General features: G+C 71.0%; 15 protein-coding genes. 1 reads left to right on the forward strand and 14 read right to left on the reverse strand.

Annotation, left to right across the window (positions count from 1 at the left end):
- Positions 1 to 53: 53 nt before the first annotated feature.
- The 6 genes from OGH68_RS13415 to OGH68_RS13440 form a co-directional block, all read right to left on the reverse strand.
- Positions 54 to 1,757, reverse strand: a complete 1,704-nt coding sequence (locus OGH68_RS13415; protein WP_264243794.1) for a beta-N-acetylhexosaminidase — start codon at positions 1,755 to 1,757, stop codon at positions 54 to 56.
- Positions 1,758 to 1,863: 106 nt separating this feature from the next.
- Positions 1,864 to 2,715, reverse strand: a complete 852-nt coding sequence (locus OGH68_RS13420) for a carbohydrate ABC transporter permease (RefSeq protein WP_264243797.1) — start codon at positions 2,713 to 2,715, stop codon at positions 1,864 to 1,866.
- Positions 2,712 to 3,686 carry a carbohydrate ABC transporter permease gene (locus OGH68_RS13425; protein ID WP_264243799.1) on the reverse strand — a complete coding sequence of 325 codons (975 nt, stop codon included), beginning with the start codon at positions 3,684 to 3,686 and terminating at the stop codon, positions 2,712 to 2,714. The genes OGH68_RS13420 and OGH68_RS13425 overlap by 4 nt, the downstream gene beginning before the upstream one ends.
- 4 nt (positions 3,687 to 3,690) lie before the next feature.
- Positions 3,691 to 4,995: an extracellular solute-binding protein gene (locus OGH68_RS13430; protein ID WP_264243801.1), complete on the reverse strand. Its 1,305-nt coding sequence runs from the start codon at positions 4,993 to 4,995 to the stop codon at positions 3,691 to 3,693.
- Between the two features lie 238 nt (positions 4,996 to 5,233).
- The gene (locus tag OGH68_RS13435) at positions 5,234 to 5,533 is read right to left on the reverse strand and encodes a DUF3039 domain-containing protein (protein WP_264243803.1); all 300 of its coding nucleotides are present in this window, start codon (positions 5,531 to 5,533) and stop codon (positions 5,234 to 5,236) included.
- A gap of 180 nt (positions 5,534 to 5,713) precedes the next feature.
- Complete coding sequence (locus tag OGH68_RS13440) at positions 5,714 to 6,274, reverse strand: YqgE/AlgH family protein (protein WP_264243805.1); 561 nt, start codon at positions 6,272 to 6,274, stop codon at positions 5,714 to 5,716.
- Positions 6,275 to 6,560: 286 nt separating this feature from the next.
- Between OGH68_RS13440 and murA the strand changes: the two genes are divergently transcribed.
- Positions 6,561 to 7,901, forward strand: a complete 1,341-nt coding sequence (murA, locus tag OGH68_RS13445; RefSeq protein ID WP_264243807.1) for a UDP-N-acetylglucosamine 1-carboxyvinyltransferase — start codon at positions 6,561 to 6,563, stop codon at positions 7,899 to 7,901.
- A gap of 672 nt (positions 7,902 to 8,573) precedes the next feature.
- Here the strand turns inward: murA and OGH68_RS13450 are convergent.
- The 8 genes from OGH68_RS13450 to OGH68_RS13485 all read right to left on the reverse strand — a co-directional run bounded on the left by OGH68_RS13450 (position 8,574) and on the right by OGH68_RS13485 (position 18,566).
- Complete coding sequence (locus OGH68_RS13450) at positions 8,574 to 8,855, reverse strand: HU family DNA-binding protein (protein WP_004571953.1); 282 nt, start codon at positions 8,853 to 8,855, stop codon at positions 8,574 to 8,576.
- A 354-nt stretch (positions 8,856 to 9,209) separates the two neighbouring features.
- Positions 9,210 to 10,643: an NAD-dependent malic enzyme gene (locus OGH68_RS13455; protein WP_264243810.1), complete on the reverse strand. Its 1,434-nt coding sequence runs from the start codon at positions 10,641 to 10,643 to the stop codon at positions 9,210 to 9,212.
- 388 nt (positions 10,644 to 11,031) lie between these two features.
- The gene (locus OGH68_RS13460) at positions 11,032 to 13,398 is read right to left on the reverse strand and encodes a HelD family protein (RefSeq protein WP_264243812.1); all 2,367 of its coding nucleotides are present in this window, start codon (positions 13,396 to 13,398) and stop codon (positions 11,032 to 11,034) included.
- Positions 13,399 to 13,609: 211 nt separating this feature from the next.
- Entirely contained in the window at positions 13,610 to 14,440 is an 831-nt protein-coding gene (locus tag OGH68_RS13465; protein ID WP_264243814.1) for a zf-HC2 domain-containing protein, read from the reverse strand.
- Positions 14,437 to 15,030: a sigma-70 family RNA polymerase sigma factor gene (locus tag OGH68_RS13470; protein ID WP_264243816.1), complete on the reverse strand. Its 594-nt coding sequence runs from the start codon at positions 15,028 to 15,030 to the stop codon at positions 14,437 to 14,439. The genes OGH68_RS13465 and OGH68_RS13470 overlap by 4 nt, the downstream gene beginning before the upstream one ends.
- Before the next feature lie 90 nt (positions 15,031 to 15,120).
- Complete coding sequence (locus OGH68_RS13475) at positions 15,121 to 15,759, reverse strand: CGNR zinc finger domain-containing protein (protein WP_264243818.1); 639 nt, start codon at positions 15,757 to 15,759, stop codon at positions 15,121 to 15,123.
- An 89-nt stretch (positions 15,760 to 15,848) separates the two neighbouring features.
- Complete coding sequence (locus tag OGH68_RS13480) at positions 15,849 to 17,084, reverse strand: uroporphyrinogen-III synthase (RefSeq protein ID WP_264243820.1); 1,236 nt, start codon at positions 17,082 to 17,084, stop codon at positions 15,849 to 15,851.
- A 129-nt stretch (positions 17,085 to 17,213) separates the two neighbouring features.
- Positions 17,214 to 18,566 (reverse strand): nitrate/nitrite transporter, encoded by a 1,353-nt coding sequence (locus tag OGH68_RS13485; RefSeq protein ID WP_264243822.1) that lies wholly within the window; start codon positions 18,564 to 18,566, stop codon positions 17,214 to 17,216.
- Positions 18,567 to 18,670 lie beyond the last annotated feature (104 nt).

Genomic DNA, 18,670 nt, shown 5'->3' on the forward strand with positions numbered 1-18,670 from the left:
ACGGCTCCACGGTCTCAGGGCCCGGGCCGCCGGGCGGCGGCCTCGGGCCGGGCTCACACGTTCGGGGGCGTTTTGTCGATCGGGCGTCCGGCGACACCGGGGCGCTGCTGCCAGGGCAACGGGCCCCCGGGCGGCCGGTAGTGGACGCCGAGCGCGTCGAGGCGCGCGTAGTGGGCGGCCATTCGGCGCTCGAAGTCCGCGAAGTCGCGGTCGGCGGGCGCGGGCAGCGCGGACCAGGCGACCTCGGCGAAGGCGGCGAGGCGCGGGAAGACCTGGTAGTCGACGCGGGAGCTGTCCTGCATCACCTCGGTCCACACATTGGCCTGGGTGCCCAGCACACGGGCGGCGGCCTGCGGTGTGAGCGCGGGCGGCACGGGCTCGAAGCGGTAGACGTCCTCGAGGGTGCGCACGTAGCCGATGGGCATCGGTTCGTCGTCGCCGGCGGCCTGCCGGTGGTCCAGATAGACCTGCTGCTCGGGGCACATGACGACGTCGTGTCCGGCTTCCGCGGCGGCGATGCCGCCCCGGTACCCGCGCCAGGAGGAGACGGCGGCGCCGGGTGCGAGGCCCCATGCCGTCGTATCGCCTCCGGGTTCCTGTACTCCCTCGGGCCGGTTCCCGCCTTCGAGGATCTCGTCCCAGCCGATGAGCCGGCGGCCGCGCTCCGTGAGCCAGCGGTCGAAGTGACGGATGAACCACGACTGCAGTTCGTCCTCGTCGGCCAGGCCCAGCTCCTTGATGCGGGCCTGGGCGGTGGGCGATGCCTTCCACTGGTCCTTGGGGCACTCGTCGCCGCCGATGTGGACGAACGCCGACGGGAAGAGTTCCAGGACCTCTTCGAGGACGCCCTCGTAGAAGCGGAGGGTGTTGTCGGTGGGTGCCAGTACGTTGGGACTGATGCCCCAGTTGTCCCAGACGGTCAGGGAGGTCGTGTCGATGACGTCGGTGTTGCCCAGTTCCGGATATGCGGCGATCGCCGCCTGCGAGTGCCCGGGGATGTCGATCTCGGGGACGACGGTGATGTGCCGCTCGGCGGCGTAGGCGACGATCTCGCGGATGTCGTCCTGCGTGTAGTGGCCGCCGTGGGGTTTGTCGTCCCACAGCGGTGAGGCCCGGTGCCCGTACTTGGTCCGTGCCCGCCACGCGCCGGTCCGGGTCAGCTCCGGGTGACGCCTGATCTCGATGCGCCAGCCCTGGTCGTCGGTGAGGTGGAAGTGGAAGACGCTGAGCTTGTGGGCGGCGAGCAGGTCGAGGTAGCGCAGGACACCGTCCTTGGGCATGAAGTGCCGTGCGACGTCGAGCATGAGACCGCGCCAGGAGAACCGGGGTGCGTCCTCGATGAAGATGGCGGGCACCTCCCAGCGCCTGCCGGGCGCCGCGGGCGCCTTGCGGTACGCGTCGGAGCCCAGGAGCTGACGGAGCGTCTGCACACCCCAGAAGACTCCGGCGGCGCCACCGCCGTGGATCGTTACACCCTCGCCGTCCACATGCAGCTTGTAGCCCTCGGGGCCGAGATGCCCGGCGTCCGCGGCATCGACGCGCAGCCGGATCGCCCCTCGGGCGTCACCTCCGCCGTCACCTCCGCCGGCACCGGCACCGGGCGGCAGCGGCAGCCCTGTCGCGGCGCCCAGATCGGCGCGCAGCCGGCGCTCGGCGCCTTCGGTGCCGGGGCCCGCGTCGATGACGGTCGACTCGTCGAGGACGAATGCGTCGCCGCTGCGCGTCGTGGCGCTGCGCGGCAGGGGAAGGACATCCATCAGGTCCGCCTTTCGGGTCGGTCGGATCCGCCAGGCACGGCAGCGCGCCCGCCTGCCCGCCGGGGGCCGGACGCCCCCGGTGCGCGGGGCGCCGGGCGCCACACGGTCAGTCCTTCACGGCGCCGCCGAGTCCGGAGACCAGGCGCCGCTGTACGAGGACGAAGAAGACGAGCACCGGCACGGTCATCACGGTCGACGCCGCCATGATCCCGCCCCAGTCGTTCTCGTCCGGTTTGAAGAAGACCAGCAGCGCCATCGGCAGTGTCGACTGCGAGGTGTCGCTGATGATGAACGACTTGGCGAACAGGAAGTCGTTCCAGGTGGAGATGAAGGAGAACACGCTGGTCGCGACCAGCCCGGGGAAGACCAGCGGGAAGAGGATCTGCCACAGGAAGCGGCTGCGGCTCGCGCCGTCGATGTACGCCGCCTCCTCCAGCGCTTCCGGTACGGCCTTGACGAAGCCGCGCAGCATCCAGATCGCGAACGGCAGCGAGAAGGCGATGTGCGGCAGGATGAGTGAACCGAGGGTGTTCAGCTGTCCGAAGTCGCGCATCAGGAAGAACAGCGGAATGGTCAGCGCCTCGACCGGGACCATCTGCGCCACGAGGAACATGATGAGCAGCGTCGTGCGGAACTTGAAGCGGAACCGGGTGACGGCGGTGGCGGCGAGGAAGGCGATCAGCGCCGAGGCGACGACGACCGTACCGGCGACGATCAGGCTGTTGAGGAAATAGGTTCCGAATTCCTCCTGCTGGAAGACCCGGCGGAACGAGTCGAGCGACGGGGAAAGAGTCCACGGCTTCGCTTCCGTCGACTGGATCTCTCCGGCCGGTTTGAAGGCGGAGAGCACCATCCAGTACAGCGGGAAGGCGACGACGACCGCGATGACCAGCGCCGCTGCCTCCGCCAGCAGCCGCCCGGGCCGCCGCACCCGTATCGGTTGGCGCATCAGGCTCATATCTCTTCTCCCTGACGTCGCAGCAGGCGCAGATACACGAGGGTGACCGCCAGCAGAATCAGCAGCATGACCACGCCGATCGCGGAGCCCAGGCTGTACTGCGAGGACGCGAAGGCCTTCTGATAGGCGTACACATTGAGCACGAGATTCTGTCCGGCGATGCCTCCGCCGTTCGTCATCACATAGATCTGGGTGAAGACCTTGAAGTCCCAGATGATCGACTGGATGGTGACGACCACGAGAATCGGCCGGAGCATCGGAGCCATGACGGAGCGCCAGATCCGCCACTGCGAGGCGCCGTCCAGCGAGGCGGCCTCCAGCACCTCCCCGGGGATCGCCCTGATCCCGGCGTACACGGTCACCATGACGAACGGGAACGAGCACCACACGACCTCGAACAGGACGAGCGCGAAGGCGCTGAGACGCCCGTACGTCCAGGAGAAGTCGCCCAGTCCCAGGATCCGGTTGACCGGGCCGTAGTCGGGGTCGAAGAGGAACACCCAGACGGTGGAGCCGGTGATCGCGGGCGTCGCCCAGGCGCCGAGCGCGGCGAGCATCAGCGCGAGCCGCGGCAGTGCGCGTACCCGGGTCAGCAGGACGGCCAGTGCGCAGCCGACGGCGAGGGTGGTGACCACGCATGCCGCCGCGAAGAGCAGGGTCGCCAGGAGCACCTGCCAGAACTGGCTGTCGGCGAAGAGCGTCCGGTAGTTGCCGAGCCCCTGGAAGGTGGTCGGTTCACCGCCGCTGACCTGGGCCTGGGTGTATTCGAGGAAGGAGATCAGGCCGAGCTGGTAGATCGGGTAGACGAGCAGTCCGGCGAGTATTACCAGCGCGGGTGCGAGGTAGAGCCAAGGGGCCTTGGCCCCTCGGCGTCGCGGCGGCTTCGCAGGCCGGGTGGGCGTGCGCGGCGGGCGGGACGCGGCCCCTGCGGGGACCGCGACCGGCTCGGGTGCGGCTGTCCTGTACGCCATGGGTTCAGCCCGCGTCGGTGAACGCGGCGTCCATCTTCTTCGCGGCGTCACCGGCGGCCGCGGCCACGTCCTTCTTGCCGCTGACGATCTCCTGGAACATGGTCGGCAGGACGAGTGACGCGTCGATCCGGCCCCACGCGGGCGAGGCGGGGACGAACTTGGTGCCGGCGCCGAGCGTCTCGATGAAAGGCTTCACGAACGGCTGCTTCTTCGCCGCCTCGGTGCGCACGTCGGTGTACGTGGGCAGGAAGCCCATCGCGTCGAACAGCTTGCCCTGCGTCTCCTTGCCGGCGAGCCGCTTCATCAGGTCCACCGCCAGAGTGCGGTGCGAACTGCTCCTCAGCACGCCGAGGTTGTTGCCGCCGGCGAAGGCGGGGGCGATCTCTCCGGCCTTCACACCCGGCAGCGGTACGACGGCGTACTTGCCCTTGACCGTGCCGGCCTCGACGGCCTGGTGGCTGAAGTCGCCGCCGATCGCCATGGCGGCCTTGCCGGAGGCGAAGGCGGTGACGGTGGCGTTGCCGCCCATGGAGGCGCACTTGGCGGCGGGGCAGTTTTCGTCGCCGAAGAGGGACGTGTACGCCTTGATGCCCTTCTGAGCGGCGGCGCTGTCGATGGCGGACGTGTAGGAGCCGCCGCTCTCCTCGGCGAGCTCGCCGCCGTGGGACCAGATGAAGGGCATCGCGCCGTAGGTGTAGGCGCCGCCGACCGCGAGGCCGTAGAGATCGGGCTTCGCCTTGTGGATCTTCTTTGCGGTCGCGATCAGCTCGTCCTGGGTCTTGGGGGCCTCGATACCGAGTTCCTCGAAGACGTCGGTGCGGTAGTAGAGGGCCCGTACACCGACGAAGAGCGGGGCACCGTAGATCTTCCCGTCGACCGTGACGGACTGCTCGGCGGTCGGGTCGGTGTCCGCGGCCTCCTCCCAGGCGCCGAACTCGGCCGTGATGTCGGCGAGTCCGCCGTCCCTGACGTATCCGGCGGTGTCGGTGTTGCCGTACTCGACCAGGTCGGGGGCGCTCGAGGGGTCGTTGAACGCCGCCTTGATCCGCTGGGCGCGGGTCTCCACCGGGATGTACTCGACCTCGACCTCGGCGCCCTGGTGCGCCTTCTCGAACGCGGCGACCGCGACGTCGACGACCTTCTCCTTGGGCTTGTTGTTGACCTCCTGGAACAGCCAGACCCGCAGCGTTCCGCTCTTGTCGTCCTGCTGTGCGCTGTTGTCGGAGGTCCGGGGCGCGCAGGCGGTGGCGGTGAGACCTGCCAGCGCGAGTGCCGCGACCGGGGCGGCGATTCGGGAGATGAGCTTCATGCGGGTCCCCTGCCAATTGAGCGTTGCAACATACGCAACGGGTGTTTCGCACTGCACAACAGGCAGGAGGCTAGGCCCGGCCGAACGGCCGGACAAGAGGGAGACGAGAGGTCTCAACCACTCTGTGACCGGGTGGCGCATTCCGTGCAACGGACCACCGCGGACGCCGGTACGCAGACGGCCCCCGGCACGCGCCGAAGCGCGTCCCGGGGGCCGTTGCCGACTGGGCGGCGGAAGGCTACTTCTTGTCCTTGCCGCTCTTGCCCTTGTCCTTGTCCTTGTCGCCGCCGGCGCCCATGGACTCGTAGATCTCCTTGCACATGGGGCAGACCGGGTACTTCTTGGGGTCACGCCCCGGCACCCAGACCTTTCCGCACAGTGCCACCACGGGAGTGCCGTCGAGGGCGCTCGCCATGATCTTGTCCTTCTGGACGTAATGGGCGTAGCGCTCGTGGTCGCCGTCGCCGTGCGACACCTGCGGTGTCGGCTCCACGAGGGTTCCCGTGCCTGTCCCGCGCTCGGGCTCAAGAGTGCTCATGGGCTCCAAGGGTACCCACGACGCGGTGCCTTCGGGAGCAAGGCCCTGCGGGCCGTTTCAGGACGGCCCTCTCCCCCTCTGCCCGGCGGCCCCCCGCGCATCTGCGGACGGCCGGATTCCCCGCCGCCCGGCCGGGGCGGCCGGGCCCGTGCGGGCCGCGCGGTCGGTGCCACGCGCCGGTCAGTTCAGGCTCGGGTCGTCCGGGTACGTGGCGAACATCGCCAGCTCGTTGCGCTGACGCCGCAGCACCGACCGCCACAGGCTCTCCGGGCGGGGCGACGACACGTCCCCCGGCTCCGACTCCACGACGTACCAGGCGCCGTCCTGCAGCTCGTCCTCCAGCTGCCCCGGACCCCAGCCCGCGTAGCCGGCGAAGATCCGAAGGGAGCCGAGGGCGCCGCCCAGCAGTTCCGGCGGGGCCTCGAGATCGACGAGTCCGATCGCGCCGTACACCCGCCGCCAGCCGAGCGGGCCCTCGTCGCCGGGTATCACGGCGACACCGAGAGCCGCGTCGAGGGAGACGGGGCCGCCCTGGAAGACGACGCCCGGCTCACCGGCCAGCGCGCCCCACGACTCGAGAATGTCCTCGACGACCACCGGGGTGGGTCTGTTGAGGATCACACCGAGGGAGCCCTCGTCGTCGTGATCGAGCAGCAGCACCACCGCCCGGTCGAAGTTCGGGTCCGCCAGGGCGGGTGCGGCGACGAGCAGCCGGCCTGTGAGCGAGGACACCTCGGTCATGCGAGACATGATCCCGCATCTTGGCCGTCCGCGGGGCCCGAGCGGCACAGTGTCCGAACCTCGCAGGATGGGCGCAGCTCACGGACGGGCGGGCGGCGGAGCTCCGCCGCCCACAGCGGTGACGGTGCGCGAGGCACGGGGGACACAGCGTGTTGTGCCCAATTCATTACGTACCAGAAGCGTCCCGGGCCATACAGAACCGGTCCTCCGCCCCCTTACCCTTTTCTCTGTCCCCCGACCGCCCCTCCCCCTCGCTCCGCTGGGGGACCTCCGGAACGCGAGATTCATGACCGGCACAGACGATGTACTGCTTGTCCACGGCGGCACCCCGCTCGAGGGCGAGATCCGCGTCCGCGGCGCGAAGAACCTCGTGCCCAAGGCCATGGTCGCCGCCCTGCTGGGCAGCGAACCGAGCCGGCTGCGCAATGTGCCGGACATCCGTGACGTGAGAGTCGTACGCGGACTGCTGCAGCTGCACGGTGTGACGGTCCGCCCCGGCGAGGAGCCCGGCGAGCTGGTCCTCGACCCGACGTACGTCGAGAGCGCGAACGTCGCCGACATCGATGCCCACGCGGGTTCGTCGCGCATCCCGATCCTCTTCTGCGGGCCCCTGCTGCACCGCCTCGGCCACGCGTTCATCCCCGGGCTCGGCGGATGCGACATCGGCGGCCGGCCCATCGACTTCCACTTCGACGTGCTGCGACAGTTCGGCGCGACGATCGAGAAGCGCGCGGACGGGCAGTACCTGGAGGCCCCGCAGCGGCTGCGCGGCACCAAGATCCGTCTGCCGTACCCGTCGGTCGGCTCGACCGAGCAGGTGCTGCTGACGGCGGTGCTCGCGGAAGGCGTCACCGAGCTGACGAACGCGGCGGTCGAGCCGGAGATCGAGGACCTCATCTGCGTGCTGCAGAAGATGGGCGCGATCATCTCCGTGGACACCGACCGGACGATCCGGATCACCGGTGTCGACAAGCTCGGCGGTTACGCCCACCGGGCCCTCCCGGACCGCCTGGAGGCGGCGTCCTGGGCGTCCGCGGCGCTGGCCACCGAGGGCAACATCTACGTACGCGGCGCCCAGCAGCGCTCGATGATGACGTTCCTCAACACGTACCGGAAGGTCGGTGGCGCGTTCGAGATCGACGACGAGGGCATACGCTTCTGGCACCCCGGCGGGCGGCTCAAGTCCATCGCGCTGGAGACGGACGTGCACCCCGGCTTCCAGACGGACTGGCAGCAGCCGCTGGTGGTGGCCCTGACGCAGGCCACGGGGCTGTCCATCGTGCACGAGACGGTGTACGAGTCGCGGCTGGGATTCACGTCGGCGCTGAACCAGATGGGTGCGCACATCCAGCTGTACCGCGAGTGCCTGGGCGGCTCCCACTGCCGCTTCGGCCAGCGCAACTTCCTGCACTCCGCGGTCGTGTCCGGCCCGACGAAGCTCCAGGGCGCGGACCTGGTCATCCCCGACCTGCGCGGCGGCTTCTCGTACCTGATCGCGGCGCTGGCGGCGCAGGGGACGAGCCGGGTGCACGGGATCGACCTGATCAACCGGGGGTACGAGAACTTCATGGAGAAGCTGGAGAAGCTCGGCGCGAAGGTCGAGCTGCCGGGCGGACCGATCGTCTGACGACGCCTGCCGTACACCGACGGTCCCCGCGGGTGCTCCCGCGGGGGCCGTCGGCGTACCGGGTGACGCCGCTGCGCGGGCCTTTCCCCCACCCCGCTCCTTCCCGTGACCGGGGGCGAGCCCTCGGACCTCCTGACGCCCTCCGACCGCCCGCGCCGCCCCTCTGCGACCAGGCTGCCCCTGTGCCGGGCGTTGCAGTGTGCCTCCAGCCTCGTCTACGTCTACGACTGCGGCGCACGCGCGGGCAGAGCCCGGCCCCGCAGGGGCGCGGCCGTGCGGGGCACGGGGCAGTGGCCCCCGCAGAGGGCTCCTGCCCCTTCCGCGACCCCGGGGCGGGCCCCGGAGCCCGTGACGGCCTCCAGTCGCCTCCCAGACCGCGCCTCGTCGAGACGTGCAGGGCACCCACGGCGCCCGGTCGAGGTGCCGGCGGCGCCGGTGCGGGGGCGCGGAACAGTCAGGGGTGGTCCTGCAGGGCCGGGGCCCGGGATTGCCAGAGGCGGCCCCTCAGGGCGGGAGCCGGTGCCCCTGAGGGATCTGGGCCGGGGCATGGGCGGGGCAGGCCCTGCGGCGCCGGGGCGGGCCACAGGAAGGCCAGGGTGGGCCCTGCGGGTCCGGGCGTGCAGAAGGGCGGCCACCCGTGCCGGGTGGCCGCCCTCTTGTTGTGCCGGGGCCTTACTTGCCCTTGGCGGCTTCCTTGAGCTTCGAGCCCGCGGAGACCTTCACGCTGTAGCCGGCCGGGATCTGGATCGGGTCGCCGGTCTGCGGGTTGCGCGCGGTGCGAGCGGCACGGTGGGTGCGCTCGAAGGTCAGGAAGCCGGGGATGGTGACCTTCTCGTCGCCCTTGGCGACGACCTCGCCGACGGTCTCGGCGAGAGCGGCCAGAACGGCGTCGGCGTCCTTGCGGGTCACCTCGGCGCGGTCGGCCAGCGCGGCCACCAGCTCACTGCGGTTCATTTTGTTACTCCCGTGTTCTTCTTGCCTGTGAGGCGTGGATCGAAGCCGATGCTGCCAGGGCCCTCGGACAGTCCCCGGACCCGGGTCTGCTGTCAGACCCCTCCGCGCCCGCGGGGGCCTGCCCCCAGGACGCAGGTCCTCGGGGGAGCATCCTGCCCCCACCAGCGGCGGGAAAGCGAATCCGGCACCCTCCGGTGTCACCCTGGAGCCGCACGAAATCCACCACCGCCTCATCGTGGTGACGTCCCGTCGACTCCCTCGGAGCCGACGGAGCCGGCGGCCGGGGCCGCGTGCTCCCTGATCCGCCACCCTAAAGGGGGGTTTGCAAGCCCGCGACCCGCGACGCGCCGTATGTCAGTGGGACGTGGGACCCGTCACAGCGGCGCCGACGGCCTTCGCCGCGTCCCGTACCGCTCCCGCGACGGCTCCGGCGACCTTGTCGTTGAAGACGGACGGGATGATGTAGTTCGGGTTGAGCTCGTCCTCGGTGACGACGTCCGCGAGCGCGGCGGCGGCCGCGAGCATCATCTCCGTGTTGACGGTACGGGACTGGGCGTCCAGCAGACCGCGGAAGACACCCGGGAAGACCAGCACGTTGTTGATCTGGTTCGGGAAGTCCGAACGGCCGGTGGCCACAACTGCCGCCGTCTGACGGGCGATTGCCGGGTCGACCTCCGGGTCGGGGTTCGCGAGCGCGAACACGATCGCCCCATCGGCCATGGCCGCGACATCCTCCGCGCCGAGGACGTTCGGCGCGGAGACGCCGATGAAGACGTCCGACCCGGCAACCGCTTCCTTCAGCGTGCCGGTGACGCCCTCGGGGTTGGTGTTGTCGGCGATCCAGCGCAGCGGCGAGTCCGGGGTGGCGGCCACCAGGTCCTCGCGGCCGGCGTGCACGACGCCGTGGATGTCGGCGACGACGGCGTGCTTGACGCCCGCCGCGATGAGGAGCTTGAGGATGGCCGTACCGGCGGCGCCGGCGCCGGACATGACGACCCGTACGTCGCTGATGCTCTTGCCCACCACGCGCAGGGCGTTGGTCAGCGAGGCGAGGACGACGATGGCGGTGCCGTGCTGGTCGTCGTGGAAGACGGGGATGTCGAGGGCCTCACGCAGCCGGGCCTCGATCTCGAAGCAGCGGGGCGCCGAGATGTCCTCGAGGTTGATGCCGGCGAAACCGGGCGCGATCGCCTTGACGATCTCGACGATGGCGTCGGTGTCCTGGGTGTCGAGGCAGAGCGGCCAGGCGTCGATGCCGGCGAAGCGCTTGAAGAGGGCCGCCTTGCCCTCCATGACCGGCAGTGCGGCCTTGGGGCCGATGTTGCCGAGACCGAGGACGGCGGAGCCGTCGGTCACCACTGCGACGGAGTTCCGCTTGATGGTCAGCCGGCGGGCGTCGTCGGGGTTCTCCGCGATCGCCATGCAGACCCGCGCCACACCGGGGGTGTAGATCATCGACAGGTCGTCACGGTTGCGGATGGGGTGCTTGGACGCCATCTCGATCTTGCCGCCGAGGTGCATCAGGAACGTACGGTCGGAGACCTTGCCGAGGATGACGCCCTCGATGTTCCGCAGACCTTCGACGATCTCGTCCGCGTGGGCCGTGGAGCTGGCCGCGATGGTGACGTCGATCCGCAGCTTCTCGTGGCCGGAGGCGGTCACGTCCAGGCCGGTCACGGAGCCGCCGTGGGACTCCACGGCCGTGGTCAGCTGGGAGACCGCGGTTCCGCTCGCGGGCACCTCCAGCCGGACCGTCATCGAATACGAGACGCTGGGCGCCGTTGCCATGACCGGGTTCCTCTGCTTTCCCTAGCTTCTTCGCTATGCGGCACCGACGGCCGAAGGCCCGGCAGCGCTGTGAAGATGGTGACACCTACCTGCGAGTAGCAGGTAATGCGGTCATATTGTTTTCGGAAACTGTTTTCCACCATACGAGAAACCGGCCGGGAACTGAAGAGGCCCGCGTCACCTGTCAGGTGACGCGGGCCTCATCATGCGGTGGTCCGCGGCGGTCAAGTGGCACCGACCCGCCATGCTCGCCTCGCGGCAAGTGGTCCCTCTGAGGGACGAAGGTTGGGCCCGGGGGCTTGGATCGGGCCGGTGCCGTAACCAGGCTAACGCACCCTCCCGGCAAGTGATTCCCGTACGGGGCACCGACTTCGGGAGGGTGGCCCGTTCAGTCCCGCAGCAGGTCCGGCACCCCGTCCCCGTCGGGCTGGTCACGACGGCCGGAGACCACCGTGAGCTGCTGGGTGGCCCGGGTCAGCGCCACGTACAGGACCCGCAGGCCGGCGGGCGATTCGTCGGCGATCTCGGCGGGCGAGACGACGACGGTCGCGTCGTACTCCAGCCCCTTCGCCTCCAGCGAGCCCAGCGCGACGACCCGCTCCCCCAGGCCCGCCAGCCAGCGCGCCGCCTGCTCACGCCGGTTCATCGCGACGACGACACCGACCGTGCCGTCGACCCGGTCCAGCAGCCGCTCGGCCTCCGCCCGTACGGCCCCGGCGAGGTCCGCGCCGTCCGGGACCACCGCGAACCGCGGCCGGACCCCGGTGGAGCGGACGGCGGCCGGGGATTCCATGCCGGGCATGGCCAGCCTGAGCACCTTGGCGGCCAGCTCGGCGATCTCGGCCGGGTTGCGGTAGTTGACGGTCAGCTCGAAGCGGCGGCGCGGACGGGTGCCGAGCGCCTCGTCGCGGGCCTCGGCCGCCTCGTCCGGCGAGGACCACGACGACTGGGCCGGGTCGCCGACGACCGTCCAGGTGGCGTGCCGGCCGCGGCGGCCGATCATCCGCCACTGCATGGGCGTGACGTCCTGCGCCTCGTCGACGATGACGTGCGCGTACTCGGTGCGCTCCGCCGCGAGGCGCTCCGCGCGCTCGCGCTGCGACTCCTCGCGCTGCGGCATCAGCTCCTCGAGCCCGGTCAGCTGGTCCAGCGGGTCGAGCTCACGCCGCCGGCGGGGCCGTGCGGGTGTGCCGAGCAGGGTGCTCAGCTCGTCCAGGAGCGCCACGTCGTGCACGGACAAGCCGTCGCGGCGCAGCGAGCGGGCCAGTCGGCGCACCTCGCCCGGGTTGAGCACGCGGCGGGCCCAGCGGCCGAGGCGCCGTTCGTCGGCCATGGCGGCGAGCACGGCGCGCGGAGTCAGCTCGGGCCACCAGGCGTCCAGGAAGGCGGTGAAGCTGTCCTCGCCGGTGACGTCCTCGTCGAAGGAGGAGCGGAGCTCCGCGGCGAGTTCCGGGTCGCCGGTGTGCCGCGCCGCGGCGCCGGACTTGGCGTACAGGGCGTCCAGCAGCAGCCGCCGGGCGCGCGGGCGCAGCAGGTTCACGGGGGCGGTTCCGCCCAGCACGTTGTGACGGATGCGCTGGAGTTCGTCGGCCTCCAGCTCCAGGCGCCGGCCGAAGGCGACGACGCGCAGCCGGGTGGGCGTCGCCCCGGGGGCGTCCGGCTCCTCGCCGAAGGCGAGCTGACCGTCGTCCGGGGCGGAAGGGGGCAGCTCCAGCGCGCCGCGCGCGGCCTTGCGCAGCACCTTCAGCATCCGGGAGGAGCCCTTGACGCGGGCGACGGCCGGCTCGTCGTAGACCGTGGCCTCCGCTCCGTCGACCAGCGAGCCGACGGCGCGGATCGCGACCTGCCCCTCCTCGCCCAGCGAGGGCAGTACGCCTTCGGTGTAGGCGACGAGCAGCGGCGTCGGGGACACGATGAGGATGCCGCCCGCGTAACGGCGCCGGTCCTGGTAGAGCAGGTAGGCGGCGCGGTGCAGGGCGACGGCCGTCTTGCCGGTGCCCGGACCGCCCTCCACGTACGTCACGGACGCGGCGGGGGCGCGGATCACCAGGTCCTGCTCGGCCTGGATGGAGGCGACGATGTCCCGCATCGTGTGGCTGCGGGCCTGCCCGAGCGCCGCCATCAGCGCGCCGTCGCCGATGACGGGGAGGGGCTGTCCGTTCAGCGCGGCGGTCAGCTCCGGTCGCATCAGGTCGTCCTCGACGCCGAGGACCTTGCGGCCCTTGGAGCGGATGACGCGGCGGCGCACCACACGCCCCGGGTCGACCGGGGTGGAACGGTAGAACGGCGCGGCGGCCGGGGCGCGCCAGTCGATGACGAGCGGGGTGTAGTCGGAGTCGAGTACGCCGATCCGGCCGATGTGCAGGGTCTCGCCGATGTCGGCGGTGTTGTCCGGCCGTACGGCGTCGTCCGCGGGCTCGACGGAGGTGTAGGCGCCGTCGGGGCCCTTGACGCCGTCCTTGCCGGCCAGCAGGTCGATCCGGCCGAAGAGGAAGTCCTCGAACTCGTTGTTCAGCCGGTTGAGGTGGATGCCGGCCCGGAAGACCTGGGCGTCCCGCTCGGCGAGCGCGCCGGGCGTGCCGACCTGGCCCCGTTTGGCGGCGTCGTTCATCAGGAACTCGGCCTCGTGGATCTTCTCCTCGAGACGGCGGTACACCTGGTCCAGGTGTACCTGTTCGACACCGATCTCACGGTCTCGCACCGTGTCGGCGGTGGAGCCGACCACGGATTCGACAGCGGCATCCTGCGCGGCCACCGGGCCCCCTTCTCAACAGCACTGGGCAGCCGTCAACCGTACGGCAAGGGGCGAGGATATTGCACCTGCCCGGGCCGCGGCGGGGCAGGTGGGGTGCAGGTCCGGGGCGTGTGCGCACAGGACGGCGGACGCCGGCCCCCGCGCACCGTCCGCGGACACGCGAACGGGGCCGGGGACCGCAGGGCTTCCCGGCCGGATGCGGCGGCAACGGCTACGCGTCGACCTCGACCAGCCGTTCGCCCTCGAACGTGCGGACCTCGAAGTGGTCGATGTCGTTCCGGTCCATCGCCGCGCCGCCGTGGACGTACAGCGGGTTCTTGGCGTCCTTGTTCGGGCTGTCGGGGATTCCGTAGCCCCACTTCGGGACGGCCCAGGAGGTCACGACCTCCTCCTCACCGGTCTTGGAGACGGCGATGAGGTTGCACTTGAGAGGTCCCTTGACGTTTTTCAGCTCCAGGACGGCGTGGGTGCCCCAGCCCTTCTCCTCCATGCCGACGACGGCGCTGACCTTGGTTGTCGGGTCCTTGGCCTGCACCTTTTCCTCCATGTGGTGGAAGAAGGCGTCCTCGGCCGGGCTGGTGGGATGCGGGTCGGCCCCTGCCACGTTGCTGCCCGTGCCGTCCGCCGTGACGACGACGGCGACGGCCGGACCGCCGATGATCAGCGCGGCGGCCGCCGCGAGCAGGTACATGCCGCGCCTGCGCTTGTGGGCGCGCTTGACGGCGACCTCGTTCAGCAGGCCGTCGAGCACCTTGGGACTCGGGGACGTGGGCACCACGGGGACGGGCCGGGGCGGCGGGAAGTCCTCCATGCCGCGCATTCCGGGCAGGCCGTAGACATTGCTCTGCGCCGGTGCGGGGGCCGGGGCCTCCGCGAGCATCGCGAGCATCGGCTCCATCCCCGAGAACTCCTCGAGGTGGGCGGCACAGATGTCGCACCCCGCCAGATGCGCCTCGAAGGCGGAGGCGTCCGCTTCGTCGAGCACGCCGAGCACATATGCGCCGACGGCGTCGTGCACGGATTCCTGCTCGTGCATGGTCATGCCGAGACCCCCCTCTCCTCAAGAGCGAGCTTCATGGAACGGAGCGCATAGAACACTCGGGACCGCACGGTCCCGCTGGGTATGCCGAGCGTTTCGGCCGCCTCATTGACCGTACGCCCCTTGAAATACGTCTCGACAAGAACTTCCCTGTGGGCGGGCGTCAAATCGTCGAGCGCATCTGAGAGCGTCATCAGCCACAACGCCTTGTCGATCTCGTCCTCCGCGGGCATGACCTCCAGCGGCGACGGATCGACCTCCTGCGGCCGGGCCTGCCGGCTGCGGTGGCCGTCGATGACGATGCGCCGGGCGACCGTCACCAGCCAGGGTCGGACAGAGCCGGTCGCACGGTTGAGCTGGCCGGCGTTCTTCCAGGCACGGATGAGCGTCTCCTGCACGACATCCTCGGCGCGCTGGCGGTCGCCGGCGACGAGACGCAGTACATAGGCGAGCAACGGTCCTGCGTGTTCACGGTAGAGAGCACGCATCAACTCCTCGTCGGGCACAGAGGTGTCGATACGCGGCTTCTCACTGCGATGGCGGGCCCGTTGCGGACGGTCATCGGCCACGGCGGCATCCTTGCGCACCTGCACCTCCCGGTCGAGACCTGATTTCGTCGGCTGGCCGCCAGGCGCCCCTGCGGCGCGTCCTGGTCCCTCTTCACTACGGGGACCGCGGGAGGTTCACTCAACGCCGGCCGAAGAAACTTCAAGATCTTTCACGGCGGTCCTCCTGCGGTGCCGGGCCACGCGCTCGCGGTTCCCGCACACCTCGCTGGAGCACCAGCGCCGACGCCTGCCGCGCGACGTGTCCAGGTACACCCGGCGGCAGTTGTCGCCCTCGCACTGCCGCAGCCGTGAGCGTGCGACGGGATCGGTGAGGAGGTCGATCGCGTCCCTGGCGACGACGGCGAGGAGCGCGGCGCACCCGGGGACGGTGCTCAGCGCCCGTACCAGGTGGCCCTCCTCGTCGCGAACGGCCCTGACGCCCGGCGGGGCGCTCTGCGCACGGGAGTTGAGCACCGCCAGATCGTGCTCCGCGCAGCCTTCCCCGGGGCCGTTGCGCACCAGACGGTCGACGCAGTCGCGCAGTTCGACGAAGGCGGCCACCCAGCCGCTGTCGGCGCCGGTCAGCCGGGTGCCGGCGGGGACGAGGCCGGCGCCGGTGAGCCAGCTGGTCAACCGCCCTGGCTCCGCCAGGGGTTCGCGCCCCTCGGGCTGTCGGTCCGCCTCCTGTGCCGTCGCCACCAGGTCCAGGCAGATCCGACCGGAGTCGAACCGCCAGGGCTGTGCGTGGGAGCCGCCCGTACCCGCCGCTGTCATGCGCCTGTCACCGCCTCGGGATCACCGTCGGGTGTTCCCACCAGAGTGCCCGCCGACGGGTGCGGCCGGAAGACCTCATCGGGACGCGCTCAGGCGTCGGTGCCGCCGCCGTCGCCCGAGTCGCCGCCCATGCCGGTGCCGCCGCCGTCGCCCTTGCCCGTGTCGGGGCCCGTGTCGGTGTCGGGTTCCGCGTACTTGGCGTCGGACGCGGGGTCGAGGGCCAGCCGGTAGCCGCGCTTCACGACGGTCTGGATCAGCTTGGGCGTGCCCAGCGCCGTACGCAGCCGGGCCATGGCCGTCTCCACGGCGTGTTCGTCCTTGCCCGCGCCGGGCAGTGCCCGCAGCAGGTCCGGGCGGGAGACGACCCAGCCGGGGCGCTCCGACAGGGCACGCAGCAGGGCCATGCCGGCGGGCGGCACCGGACGCAGCTCGTCGTCGACGAGGACGGCATGGCCGCGGATCTCGACGCGGCGGCCCGCGGCCGGAAACGTACGGGCGCGGGCGGGCAGTTCGAAGCCGAGCAGCTGCACCAGCGGGCCGAGCCTGAACCGCTCCGGCTGCACCGTGGCGACGCCGGCGGCCTGCAGCGGAACCGCGGTGACCGGGCCCACGCAGGCGGCCAGGACGTCACGGCCGAGGGCGCCCAGCAGGTCGGGGAGGAGGCCGCGGCTCTCCGCCCGGTTCAGCAGGGAGGCGGCGGCCGGGGCGCTGGTGAAGGTGACGGCGTCCAGGCCGCGCGCGACCGTCGCGTCCAGCAGCCGGTCGAGCGGCGCGATGTCCTCGGGCGGCATCCAGCGGTAGACGGGTACGAGGACGACCTCCGCGCCCCCCGCCCGCAGCGACTCGACGAATCCGGGCAGCGGCTCGCCGTGCAGCTGGAGCGCGACCCGGCGGCCGGCCACCCCCTCGCCGAGCAGCCGGTCCAGTACCTCCGCCATGGACTCGGACGGCGGCGACCACTCCTCCGTGAGCCCCGCCGCGCGGATGGCGCCCTTGACCTTGGGTCCGCGGGCCAGCAGCTCGGCGCCGCGCAGCCGGCCGAGCAGCTGCTCGCCGAGCCCCCAGCCGTCGGCGGCCTCCACCCAGCCTCGGAAGCCGATGGCGGTCGTGGCGACGACGACGTCGGGGGTGTGGTCGATCAGCTCCTTGGTCGCGGCGAGCAGCTCCGCGTCGTCGGCGAGCGGAACGATGCGCAGCGCGGGGGCGTGCAGTACGGCCGCGCCCCGCCGCTGGAGCAGCGCGCCGAGCTCGTCGGCGCGCCGGGCGGCGGTCACGCCGACGGTGAAGCCCGCGAGGGGGCCGTGCGGTTGGGCTTGGTCGTGCATCTCGGTCGTCCCCACTGCAGTGCCCTGATGGCCGGTGCCATTGAACGGTGAACGGGCGACCGAGCCTGTCAAAGGCGCGTGACAGGCCCGGTTCGCTCATATTTCACCGTCGTTACGTACTCCGCTCGCTCAGACCCGTGCGTGGACCCGGTCGGGCTCTGCCTGCGCGTCCGAGGTGCGGACCGGTACCACCACGGGCCGGCGAAGGTATACCGCCCAGGTGACGGCCGAGCAGACAGCGTAGAAGACGAGGAAGGAGACGAAGGCGGCGGTTCCGGTCCCGGCGGTCTGGAAGGACTGGCGGAAGGCGAGGTTGATGGCGAGGCCGCCGACCGCGCCGACGGCGCCGATGAGCCCCATGGAGGCGCCGGACAGCCGGCGCCCGTAGGCGGCCGCGGTCTCACCGGTCATGCCCTTGGCGAGCGCCTTGTTCTGGAAGATGCCGGGGATCATCTTGTACGTCGAGCCGTTCCCGAGGCCGCTGAGCACGAACAGGGCGATGAACCCGACGAGGAACACCGGCAGCGACTCCTGGACCGAGGCGGCGACGACCACCCCGGTCGCGACGGCCATGGCCACGAAATTCCCCAGAGTGATGCGCGCCCCGCCGAAGCGGTCGGCGAGCAGACCGCCCAGCGGCCGGATCAGGGAGCCGAGCAGTGGGCCGATGAAGGTGAGGGACGCCGCCTGCAGCGGTGTGCGGCCGAACTGGGTCTGGAGCACCAGGCCGAAGGCGAAGCTGTAGCCGATGAACGAGCCGAAGGTGCCGACGTAGAGGAAGGCCATGATCCAGGTGTGGCCCTCCTTGGCCGCGTCGACGGCCGCGCCGGTGTCGTTCCTCACCGGTGCCAGGTTGTCCATCCACAGCGCGGCGCACAGCGCGGCGAGCACGATCAGCGGCAGGTAGATGCCCAGTACGAGCCGCGGGTGGGCCGCTCCCGCCGTGCCGATGATCAGGAGGGAGACCAGCTGGATCACCGGTACGCCGATGTTGCCTCCGCCCGCGTTGAGGCCGAGCGCCCAGCCCTTCTTCCGCAGCGGGTAGAAGGCGTTGATGTTCGTCATCGACGACGCGAAGTTGCCGCCGCCGACACCCGTGAGCGCGGCGACCGCGAGGAACGTCGTGTACGAGGTGCCCGGCTCCATCACCAGATACGCCGCGCCGGTCGGCACCAGCAGGAGCAGCGCGCTGAAGACCGTCCAGTTACGGCCGCCGAACTTCGCGACGGCGAAGGTGTACGGCACCCGGATCACGGCGCCGACGAGGGTCGCCGTGCCGATCAGGAAGAACTTGCCCGCCGGATCGATCCCGTACTCGGGCCCCATGAAGAGGACCATCACGGACCACAGGCTCCAGATGGAGAAGCCGATGTGCTCACTGAGCACGGAGAAGGCGAGGTTGCGCCGTGCGACCCGCTCCCCCTCGGTCCGCCAGAAGGTCTCGTCCTCGGGGTCCCACTGCTCGATCCATCGCCCTGCCATCACGCGCCTCCACCTGATTGCGATCGTGGAGCCGACGTTATGGACGGCGCGTTTCAGGGCCGGTGGCAGCAGGTGACCGGAGCGAAACCTTGCTCTCACCCGAC

The organism is Streptomyces peucetius (assembly GCF_025854275.1).
Lineage (GTDB): Bacteria > Actinomycetota > Actinomycetes > Streptomycetales > Streptomycetaceae > Streptomyces > Streptomyces peucetius_A.